10 protein-coding genes and 1 other annotated feature are annotated in these 11,586 nt (G+C 39.6%); all 10 genes read right to left on the bottom strand.

The genetic code is table 11. The features are described from left to right. Window positions 1-472: 472 nt before the first annotated feature. Window positions 473-760: a DUF1292 domain-containing protein gene (locus FCJ93_RS16995; RefSeq protein WP_095306967.1), complete on the bottom strand. Its 288-nt coding sequence runs from the start codon at window positions 758-760 to the stop codon at window positions 473-475. Between the two features lie 9 nt (window positions 761-769). Then, entirely contained in the window at window positions 770-1,192 is a 423-nt protein-coding gene (ruvX, locus tag FCJ93_RS17000; protein WP_095306975.1) for a Holliday junction resolvase RuvX, read from the bottom strand. Between the two features lie 3 nt (window positions 1,193-1,195). Then, on the bottom strand, window positions 1,196-1,465 hold the full coding sequence (locus tag FCJ93_RS17005; protein WP_095306982.1) for an IreB family regulatory phosphoprotein: 270 nt from the start codon (window positions 1,463-1,465) through the stop codon (window positions 1,196-1,198). Window positions 1,466-1,786: 321 nt separating this feature from the next. Then, entirely contained in the window at window positions 1,787-4,420 is a 2,634-nt protein-coding gene (gene alaS, locus FCJ93_RS17010) for an alanine--tRNA ligase (RefSeq protein ID WP_137744248.1), read from the bottom strand. 167 nt (window positions 4,421-4,587) lie between these two features. Next, window positions 4,588-4,801, bottom strand: a binding site (T-box leader). Window positions 4,802-5,017: 216 nt separating this feature from the next. Continuing rightward, window positions 5,018-6,088, bottom strand: coding sequence for an AI-2E family transporter (locus tag FCJ93_RS17015; protein ID WP_095306997.1), 1,071 nt, complete (start codon window positions 6,086-6,088; stop codon window positions 5,018-5,020). A 105-nt stretch (window positions 6,089-6,193) separates the two neighbouring features. Beyond that, window positions 6,194-6,385, bottom strand: coding sequence for a hypothetical protein (locus FCJ93_RS17020; RefSeq protein WP_095307005.1), 192 nt, complete (start codon window positions 6,383-6,385; stop codon window positions 6,194-6,196). Between the two features lie 25 nt (window positions 6,386-6,410). Continuing rightward, window positions 6,411-6,881, bottom strand: coding sequence for a PRC-barrel domain-containing protein (locus tag FCJ93_RS17025; protein WP_095307012.1), 471 nt, complete (start codon window positions 6,879-6,881; stop codon window positions 6,411-6,413). Window positions 6,882-7,102: 221 nt separating this feature from the next. Further along, a complete protein-coding gene (gene recD2, locus FCJ93_RS17030; RefSeq protein WP_137744249.1) occupies window positions 7,103-9,541 on the bottom strand; it encodes an SF1B family DNA helicase RecD2 in 2,439 nt (812 codons plus the stop codon). A 42-nt stretch (window positions 9,542-9,583) separates the two neighbouring features. Further along, window positions 9,584-10,237 carry a tetratricopeptide repeat protein gene (locus tag FCJ93_RS17035; protein ID WP_095307027.1) on the bottom strand — a complete coding sequence of 218 codons (654 nt, stop codon included), beginning with the start codon at window positions 10,235-10,237 and terminating at the stop codon, window positions 9,584-9,586. A gap of 214 nt (window positions 10,238-10,451) precedes the next feature. Next, a complete protein-coding gene (gene mnmA, locus FCJ93_RS17040; RefSeq protein ID WP_137744250.1) occupies window positions 10,452-11,567 on the bottom strand; it encodes a tRNA 2-thiouridine(34) synthase MnmA in 1,116 nt (371 codons plus the stop codon). Window positions 11,568-11,586: the final 19 nt, after the last annotated feature.

Here is an 11,586-nt window from a genome sequence, read left to right on the forward strand (position 1 = left end):
AGTCATACATGGTGGAGAGGATGAGGAAAGTCATCGGATGAAAAACAGGAAAAGTATTTTTTCAGCAGAAGTGTAAAAAGGAAACGAGCAAAAAGTGTAAAATTTGACTTGACGTCTACAACTCTTTGTTATTGCACTAGTAATAATCATATTATTGTTTAATCTCAGCACTGAAGTCGGTATGATATTTTGTCAATTATTAGTTATTGTTGTATGTATTAAAAGATCTGTAGAAATTTCTAAAACAAAAGGTCGAACTACAGAATTTTGTTTTTTTGTTATTGTCTCCATTCTGTTAGTAATTTATTTGATTTTTAGTTTTACCAACATAGTTAGATAAGGAAACAATGTTTCTTATCCAACTATTGCTGTCTGAGCTTTATCAAGCCATTCTCTTCAAAAACAAAAAAAGCATTGAGATAAATATACTCTCAATGCCTTAGCTGACATGGGCCAGCTTTTTTGTTAATGATTATTCATCATCCTGCTCTTCAAGGAAGGTGTTTAACATTTCTTCAATTAAATCCCACTCTTCTTCTGTCTCAATCGGCTGAAGATCACCGTCATTTGTGTCTTCGGATGGGACAAATGCGGAAGCATGGATTTCAATTTCCTCATCGTCTGAATCATCTTCTCCAATTGGATAATACAGAACGTAGGACTTTCCAAATTCATCTGAATCAAAGGTAAATAAGATTTCGCAAAGCTGCTCGTTTCCTTCTTCATCAATTACTGTAATGTTATTATCACCGTGGTTCATTTTTTCACCTCATCCATTTTTTTGACTGTCTAAATAACCTTGTAAAATCATGACAGCCGCCATTTTGTCGATCACTTTTTTACGCTTTTTACGACTCATATCTGCCTCAAGAAGCACTCTTTCAGCTGCCATCGTTGTTAACCGTTCATCCCAGTATACGACGGGGATGCTAAAAAGCTTCTCCAACTCGGTTCCGTAGAATTGACTAGCTTCACCCCTTGGACCGATCGTGCCGTTCATATTTTTCGGCATGCCTACAATGATTTTTGTTACATCATTGTCTTTAATAATTTTTCCAATTTGCTCAAAACCAAACACGTTTTCTTCTTCATTTATACGAATGGTTTCCAAGCCCTGGGCAGTCCATCCTAATTCATCACTAAGTGCGACGCCGACTGTTTTAGAGCCGACGTCAAGTCCCATCATTCGCATATATTACGATCCCTCACGTTGACGTTTCAAATAAGATTTCACGAGTTCTTCAATAATCTCGTCTCTTTCAAGCTTGCGAATGATATTTCTTGCATCTCGATGACGCGGTATATAGGCCGGATCTCCTGACAGTAGGTAACCAACAATTTGATTTATGGGATTATATCCCTTTTCTTGAAGAGCTTCATACACTTCAAAAAGGACTTCTTTTACGTCGTGTTCAAAGGGCTCCTCCGGAAAACTAAATCTCATTGTTTTATCAAATGAGCTCATGGTATGCACCTCGCTTTTCTTCTTTCACGAATCATTGGTAAAGTTGGTTTGCACATAAGAGTGATTTTTTTCCGAAAATCATTAGCTTATAAATGGTGCACAATCTGCTTGTCCAGGCTCGTTCGTCCAATATAGCCACCATGCATAAAATAGAGCTTCTCTATTATACTGCATCAACCACATAATGACACATTTCAAGTTAAAAAACGAACAATTTAACACTAGAATCTTTAATTTCAAGACGATGTTCGTTTTCATTCACCCTCGTACATTGTGATATGGACCTCTGTTACCTACATTTTACACTACTTTACTACAAGATCAAAAAGATTTCACAAATTCCTCGACAGATGCAAGTGCCTGATCAAGCTTATTCGGATCCTTACCGCCAGCCTGCGCCATATCCGGTCGGCCACCACCGCCACCGCCACAGCGTGTTGCCACTTCCTTGACAATCTTTCCTGCATGATAGCCTTGATCGATTAAATCTTTCGTAACAGCAGCAATGATATTCACTTTATCATCATTTACGCTCCCTAAAACTAAGATCGCTGAACCAAGCTTTTGCTTTAGGTCATCTGCCATGTTGCGAAGATGATTCATGTCGACACCTTGTACCTTTGCAGATAGAACTTTGACACCATTTACTTCTTTCACCTGCTCAACAAGACTCCCAGCTTCAATATTACCCAATTTCGCAGCAAGAGATTCATTTTCTCTTTGTAATTGTTTCATTTCCTGCAGCAATCCATCAATACGATTAGCTACCTCTTTTGGATTTGCTTTCAATTTAGCAGCGGCAGATTTTAATACGGTGATCTGCTCATTCATTTGTTGATATGCGCCTTCCCCTGTCACTGCTTCAATTCGTCTCGTACCAGCGCCAATTCCACTTTCGGAAACAATTTTAAACAAGCCGATCACGGAAGAATTCGGAACATGGCATCCACCACATAATTCTAAGCTGTAATCACCAACCTGAACAACGCGGACGATATCACCGTATTTCTCCCCGAATAGAGCCATTGCTCCCATTGCTTTTGCTTCTTCAATACCTTTATAGTCTATATTTACAGCAAGGCCTCGCCAAATTTTCTCATTCACGATCGCTTCAATTTGCTCAAGCTCTTCCGCTTTTACTTGCCCAAAATGGGAGAAATCGAAACGGAGACGATCCGCTTCTACAAGGGAACCAGCTTGATTAACATGCGGCCCTAATACATCCTTTAACGCTTGATGCAGTAAATGGGTAGCTGTATGATTTTTAATAATTTTATTGCGATTTAATTCATTAACCGTTGCGATGACTTCCGTCTTTTCCGTTAATGTTCCTTCTACAACGACTGCCCGATGGAGGTTTTGACCATTCGGCGCTTTTTGAACATCCTTGATTAAAACCTTAAGCCCGTTCCCTTCAAGTGACCCTTCATCAGCAATTTGTCCGCCGCTTTCCGCATAAAATGGGGTTTCATCAAGAATAATCTGTACCTCTTCCCCTGCTTGTGCTGCTTTTACGAGCTGTCCATCTTTGACAATTGCCAAAACGGATGCATTCGTTTGTAGTTTATCGTAGCCAATAAACTTGCTGTCTACTTTAATATCACCTAACACGCCGCCTTGAATCTGCATCGAATCAACATCTTGTCTAGCAGCACGTGCACGTTCCCTTTGTGCTTCCATTTCAAGCTCAAAACCGTCATGGTCCACTTTCATGCCTTCTTCTTCTGCATACTCTTCCGTTAGTTCAACTGGAAAGCCATACGTATCATATAAGCGGAAAACATCTTTTCCTGAAATGGTTTCACTTCTATTCTCTTTTTCCTTTTTAATGATAGAAGCTAATATATTTAAACCTTCATGGAGCGTTTCATGAAAGCGTTCCTCTTCGTTTTTAATCACCTTTTGGATAAATTCTGTTTTGTCCTTAACCTCAGGATAGAAGTCTGCCATGATTTCGCCAACAACCGGTACTAATTCATACATAAATGGACGGTTAATATTAATTTGCTTCGCATAACGAACAGCACGGCGAAGAAGACGACGTAAGACATACCCCCGGCCTTCATTGGATGGAAGTGCTCCGTCTCCAACTGCAAACGCCACTGTACGGATATGATCAGCAATAACTTTAAAGGCAACATCTGTTTCTTCCTGCTGACGATATTTTGCACCCGAGATCTCTTCCGTTGCCCGAATAATCGGGATGAATAAATCAGTATCAAAATTAGTTGGCACATCCTGAACGACGGAGGCCATCCGCTCTAGTCCCATTCCTGTATCAATGTTTTTCTTTGGCAGCGGTGTATAGGTTCCATCTGGATTATGGTTAAACTCAGAGAACACAAGATTCCAAACCTCTAAATAACGATCATTCTCGCCACCAGGATATAATTCAGGGTCCTTTGGATCATTTCCGTATTTTTCACCACGATCGTAAAAAATCTCTGTATTTGGACCACTTGGTCCTTCCCCAATATCCCAAAAGTTCCCCTCTAAACGAATAATTCGTTCTTCAGGCACGCCAATCTTTTTATGCCATAATTCATAGGCCTCGTCATCCTCTGGATGAATTGTAACCGACAAGCGCTCCGGCTCAAAACCAATCCATTTCTCGTCCGTTAGAAATTCCCACGCCCATTCGATTGCTTCCTCTTTGAAATATTCACCAATGGAGAAATTTCCGAGCATTTCAAAGAAAGTATGGTGTCGAGCTGTTTTCCCAACATTTTCAATATCGTTCGTACGAATTGATTTCTGTGCATTAGTAATACGCGGATTATCCGGAATCACACGGCCATCGAAATATTTCTTTAATGTCGCAACCCCCGAGTTAATCCAAAGTAGTGATGGATCATCATGAGGTACAAGAGGTGCACTCGGTTCAACTGTATGACCTTTTTCCTTAAAAAAATCTAAGAACATGCGGCGGATTTCAGCACCAGTAAGGTTTTTCATTTATAATTCCTCCTATTTTATATTTTTACAAATGGCTCTGTTATATGTCGGTGTTGATTTTTGACTCATTTCATGTGAAACCAAAGTTTCACATGAAATGAGCCAAAAATCGTTTGATCAACTGTATTGTTTAACAAAGCTTAGAATAAAAAAAGCCCTCATTCCTAAACAGGGACGGGGACTATGCCCGCGGTACCACCCTGATTACGAATGAAAAGCCTCATTCATCTCTCAACACCTTTTAACGCAAGGTTACGGCAGAGATTAGTCTGCATTCTGGATTAGCTTTCTGTCACCCTTCATCTAGAATTTCTTTCAGCCAAGGAAATTCCTCTCTATATAGATGGACTGTAACATACTTCGTTCCTTCATCATGTTTTCCTATTGATTCCTATATCGCATTATAGCGAGTAAAATTTACATTTGTCAATGCTTTATCCTTTGTCTGCTTCATCTTGATTGTCACTTTTTCGCGAATAGCCATTTTTTCGTTTAAATAGGCAAAATTGACATTTCCTCTTCCGATGGATTTTAAAGCAAATCGTTTCGTACCCTATATCAGTTTATAGAAAAAACATTGTGGAGTACAACAATGTTCTATCCCTTTAGTCTTGCTTGGATAAAATGGTTTCGGGAATGCAAAAGGATAACTTTTAATATTGCGAGAATCGGCACACCGAGAATGAGCCCGATTATACCAGCAATTTCACCGCCGGCAAAAAGAGCAAGCATAATCAGCAATGGGTGCATATGAAGGCTTTTCCCAACAATAAGGGGTGATAATATATTCCCTTCTAAAAACTGTAATATGACAACGATGATCACCGAAGTAATGACCATTTTCATGGACATCGTTGCCGCAATAATCGTGATCGGCACAAGGGCAATAATCGGTCCAAAATAGGGAATAATGTTCGTAATCCCTACGATTACACCAAGCAGCAGTGGATATTTCATGTCGACAAACCAAAATAAAAATGCTGCTATCGTTCCAATCGAAGCACCTACTAGAATTTGTCCACGAATATATCCTCCCAATGATTCATCAACATCTCTTAAAAACTGGACGCCCCTTTTCCTCCATTTTCTCGGCGTTAAATACCAGGTCGCTTTTTTGATTAAGTCGACATCCTTTAACATATAAAAAGTAATAAACGGAATGAGCGCAATCATAATCATTGAATTTAAAATTCCTACAAGATAATCTAATACTTTCGTTAGCATTCTATCCACGGCCTGCTCAGCTGCGATAATGCCTTCATCAACACGCTCTTGGAACCCTTCAGGCCAGGCGGAAGTTTGCTCCTGTATTAAGATGACCCAGTTCCGATACTGGTTTGCAAATTCAGGCGCGCTTTCGACTAGATCTCGGAGTTGAAGGATGAAGGCTGGCAAACCTTTATAAATCGCAAAAGCAATCCCGCCAAAAAAAAGCAAATAGATAATTAAAATCGAAAGCCAGCGCGGAAAGTAATTTTCATGAAGTTTTTCTACAATTGGATGCAGTAAATAAGTAATAAACGCTGAAATGATGAACGGTGTAAAAATCACCGCAACCATATCAATAAAAGGAAGCCAAACAGGCTTTAGTTTAAAAAATATGTAGATAAGAACAAACAGTAATAATAAAAAAGCAAATCGATAAATCCACCTCAATCGGTTGTCCATTTCCCCCTACCTCCTTATCGTTAGTGTGGAAGCCTCAATGGAAAATATACGAAAGAGATAAAAAAATCCCCCCCTTTACATAAGGGAGGAACAAGACAGTATGAATTAAAGAATGTAGCGACGTACATCCTCGTCGAAAAGATCGTCAAGCGAACTTAAGGAGCCATCCTCTTCAACCTGGTGCGTACTGATTATGCCTTGGGACACAGTTAATTCGATAAAGCAGTTCCAGCAATAGTATTGATTGATTCCGATCTTACCAATATCTTTACTTTGACAATTAGGACAACTAAACATTGAAAAAGACCCCTCTTATCTCAAATTATGATTGTATATTTACGATAATGGCGTCTTTCCCAATTTTAGGTGGAGCATCGCTTTTAAAAACCCGCTTCCCTTCCGTTATATCAGCAAAGAAGCCATCCGAACATTCATACCCTAAAATTGTTCCCAGCTCCTCATGAAAATATACATCTTGAAGAATTCCCAACTTTTCACCTTCAGCTGACAATAACGGTTTTCCAACTAGTTTTTCTCTTCCATCAAGAATATGATAAGATCCTTTTACCGACTGGAAATTCACATCATCTTCCAGCATAATCCCATCAGTTCCAAAAGAGGCTATAGCATGTAAAGGAATGAGCCATGGCTTTTTTATGAGTGCACCCTTTTTCACTAAGATGCCCTCAATTTCGCCATTTTCCGCTAAACAAATATCACACACTTCACCTATTTTTTCTCCAGAACTTTTTACATAGATCGGCAGACCCTTTAATAATGATACTGTTCGCAGGAGCTATCCCACCTTTCCGAACAGTATTAGTTTCTGCAGGTTATGAAGAATCATTAAAAGAAAGGTTTACCAAGCATGATGTATTTCATGGCGGGAGCTGAGCGTAGATGTGGTATTTTCTTCAGTACATGTCGGATTTGACAAATATTCGCAGAAAATAATCGGATTTGTAATCGATAAATCAAAGTGTTGAAACAAAAATAGAGCACCAACCCGGCACTCTAAATTTCTTCCAGCTCCATAAAATCATACGGAGTTACATTCTCCATCCCAATGAGCGGATCGATATCCATTATTGAGTCATCATATAACCCAGGCTCCATCTTTGTCTCTAGGTTAACATCAATGGAAGCTGTCATATCTTCAGAATGATCCGTTTTCCAAATGGCCACTTTCAATTTCTCCTGCAGCGAAGTTAATCTTGTCTGTTCATCAACTCGACCGATCGCCATTCGCAACGCTTCTTCTTCTCCACATAAAATAAGAGAACTTTTGCTTCTTGTAATCGCGGTGTAAATAAGATTCCTTCTCAGCATGCGATAATAGCTTTTCACAATTGGAAGAATGACGATTGGAAATTCACTCCCCTGAGACTTGTGAACAGAACAGCAATAGGCATGGGTAATTTGCGTTAAGTCTTGGCGTGTATATGTCGCCTCAATTCCATCAAACGAAACAATAACCATATCTTCTTTTTCCGTATTTTCCTTGGCTGTAAAAATCGAAACAATTTCGCCAATGTCACCATTGAAAACATGATTTTCAGGTTGATTAACGAGCTGTAGCACTTTGTCGCCAATACGGTATTTAACATCGCCGAATCTTAATTCTTTTCTCGATCCGTCATCATTATCATTAAAAATCTGTTGGACAATTTCGTTCAATTTGTCTATTCCAGCTGGCCCTTTATACATCGGTGCCAAAACCTGAACATCCCGTTGCGTATAGCCTTTTTTCTTAGCGTTCTCGGCCACCTTTTCGACAACTTCACCAATTTGACCTGCATGACAACGAATAAAAGAGCGATCCTTTTGCGGCTTCAAAATATCATCTGGAAGTCGCCCATGCTTAATGCTGTGAGCCAACTCAATGATGGAAGAACCTTCCTCTTGCCGATAAATATCCGTTAACCTTACCGTCGGAATCCTTTTTGATTCAAGTAAATCCTTTAGTACTTGTCCGGGTCCAACGGATGGTAGTTGATCCTCGTCACCGACAAGTATGACTTGAATATGATCTGGAAGTGCCTTAAATAATTGATTGGCGAGCCATATATCGAGCATTGATGTTTCATCGACAATCAATATCTTTCCTTCAAGGGGCTCGTCCTCATCACGGCTAAAACCTTCTACTCCATTCCAGCCTAGTAGCCGATGAATCGTAACCGCAGGTAGTCCTGTCGATTCGCTCATCCTTTTGGCGGCTCGTCCGGTAGGGGCAGCCAATAAAAAAGGAAATGGCTCATCATCCTTATAATCCTTTGGATCCAATGAACATCCGTGCAATTCTCCATACAACTCAACGATTCCTTTAATGACTGTTGTTTTTCCAGTACCAGGTCCTCCCGTTAAAATTAACATCGGTGACATTAATGCGGTTTGTATCGCCTCTTTTTGCGTAGGAGCATATTGAACCTTCAATCTCTCTTCAAGTTCTCCTAATGCCAAAAGAAATTCAGACTCTGGAAATTGTTCATCATAATCTTTTTGCTCTAGAATACGCTTTATGTTCGAAACAAGCCCTTTTTCGGAAAAATAAAGGGATGGAAGATAAATTTTCTTATCTTCAATGATAATTTTCCCTTCTTCTTCAAGTTTAAGCAATTCATTGGAAATATCCGTATACTCAATCGTATCTCGCTTATTTTCCTCTAAAAGCTTTTTCACACTAACGAGAAGATGTTTAGCTGGAAGATAGACGTGCCCTGCTTGCATACACTCATGTTCTAATACATATAAGCAGCCAGCCTTGATTCTGTCCGGATGGCTGCCGGAAATTCCGATTTGATAGCCAAGCTCATCAGCACGGCTAAAACCAACCCCCTCTACATCCTCAACAAGCTTGTACGGATTCGATTGAATAACCTCAACCGTCAATTCTTTGTAGGTTTGATAAATTTTCATCGAAATTTGCGGACCAAATCCATATTGGTTTAAAGCAATCATCGCCTGCTCTAAGCCTTGATTTTCCATTAATGTCTCATATAATTCCTTAGCTTTTTCAGAAGGAAGCTTCGGAACAGTATCCAAAATGGAAGGCTGGGAAAGAATACGGGAAATCGCATCTTCACCCAATGTTTCCACAATGTTTTCTGCTGTCTTTTTTCCAATCCCTTTAAACAAATCACCAGATAAGTAAGCGATCACTCCTTGTTTCGTTTGCGGAAGTTCCTTACGGAAATGCTCAGCTTGAAACTGCGGTCCAAACTTTGGATGCTCCTTCATTTGACCATAAAAAATGTATGTTTCCTCCTCATGAACCTTTGGAAAATAACCAGTAATAACCGCTTCTTTATCTTTATAATTTTCATTCGTATCCTCAACACGAATTCTTAACACCGTATAAAGGTTTTGCTCATTATGGAATATGGTCACGAGATGCTTCCCTTTTATATATTTGCTTTCCTCGTTAAACAAATCCAGCTTTTCCTGTTCTGCCAAAGACTCTCCCTCCTTGCTGTTAAGCTTTTAGCAAAGATTTTTTTATTGCTCTTTTTCCAATAGCTTTTTACCGTAGCCTGCTAACATATGGTCTGGCTGTATGTCCAATGCCTTTTCAAACATCTCCATCGCTTTAACGCCATTCTCTTTGTATCCATAGGCAACACCTAAATTATAATAGGCGTCGGCATGCTCTTGATCCAATTGCACACAGCTTGTAAATTGGGCAATTGCTTCATCAATTAATTCTAAGCCTGCCAAGCATAGACCATATTGGAAACGGGCCTCTGCGTCATCACCATTTAATTCAACAGCACGTTGCAGATATGGCAAAGCTAGACGAGGCTGTTCAAGCTGAGCAAGGGTTAAGCCGAGCATAAAATAATTGTCACTGGATTCCAAACCTTGCTGCATTGCTTTTTCAAACATTTTTTTTGCTGCATCGAGATTGTCGTTTTCGAAATAAAGATTGCCAGCACTGTAATAGGCTGCTGCTGCACGATCGTCAAGTTCAATCGCTTTTTCAAAAAAAGATAGTGCTTTGTCATTTTCGCCAACTGCCGCAAGGACATTGCCAAAATTAATATAGGAGACCGCATCCTTTGGATTCTCCTCAATGGCTTCCATAAAAATTTTCGCTGCTTCTTCCCATTTTCCTTCTTGCATATATTGTATACCTTGCTGGTTTTTATCCATTCTTTTCACTCCCATTATCAAAAGTATAGCATATCTAATGTACGGCAAAAACGAAATCAAGCGCAGGAATCGCGAGCTCCTTTTTTGTTGAACCCTCATACTCATGTTCGTCAGCACCCCCTTATGATTCACTTTAGTAATATGGATGCTAGACGTATGAAAGGGTGCCCCAAAAGCAATGCTTTTTTTGGACACCCTTATTCCTTAAATTATGTTAGCCAACGTAAGTAAGTCGTTCTCCATTTTTGTAGATCTCGTCTATCGTTCCTCCACCGAGACATTCATCCCCATTGTAAAAAACAACGGCTTGTCCAGGTGTTACGGCACGAATTGGTTCATGGAAGACTACTTTTACTTTGCCATCCCCCAAAGCTTGTACAGTCACATGATTATCAGGTTGACGGTATCTGAATTTCGCTGTACATTGAAACGAATCTGGCTTAGGTTCATTTGAGATCCAGCTTACACTAGAAGCAATAATGGAATCTGAATATAGTTTTTCATTGTGAAAGCTTTGTCCAACAAATAAGACATTGCGCTTTAAATCTTTCCCAATCACAAACCACGGTTCACCAGAGCCACCAATTCCAAGTCCATGACGTTGACCGATTGTGTAATACATTAATCCATCATGCTTGCCAACCACTTCTCCATCAAGAGTTTCCATATTGCCTGGTTGTGCAGGTAAATAGTTGCTTAAAAACTCTTTGAAATTACGTTCTCCAATAAAACAAATTCCGGTGCTATCTTTTTTCGTAGCTGTAGCTAAACCTGCCTCTATCGCAATTTCCCGCACCTTTGATTTTTCAATATCGCCAATTGGGAACATTACCTTTTCTAATTGCTCCTGTGAAAGTTGATTTAAAAAATAAGTTTGATCCTTATTTTCATCAATACCACGGAGCATTTTAACTTCTCCATCTCTGCGGTCAACACGGGCATAATGACCGGTAGCTAAATAATCTGCACCGAGATTAAGGGCATGCTCTAGAAAAGCCTTAAATTTAATCTCTTTATTGCACATGACATCCGGATTCGGTGTCCGCCCTGCTTTATATTCATCTAAGAAATACGTGAATACTTTGTCCCAATACTGTTTTTCGAAGTTAACAGCATAGTAAGGAATTCCGATTTGATTGCATACACGAATCACATCATTATAATCTTCCGTCGCTGTACATACTCCAAACTCATCTGTATCGTCCCAATTTTTCATAAAAATTCCGATGACATCATATCCTTGCTGTTTCAACAATAATGCCGCTACAGATGAATCGACTCCACCGGACATCCCTACAACAACACGTGTGTCCTTCGGATCCTTCATCAATTTCTTTCACCTCACTTGC

Source organism: Robertmurraya siralis, assembly GCF_005502275.1.
GTDB classification, from domain to species: Bacteria; Bacillota; Bacilli; order Bacillales; family Cytobacillaceae; genus Robertmurraya; species Robertmurraya siralis.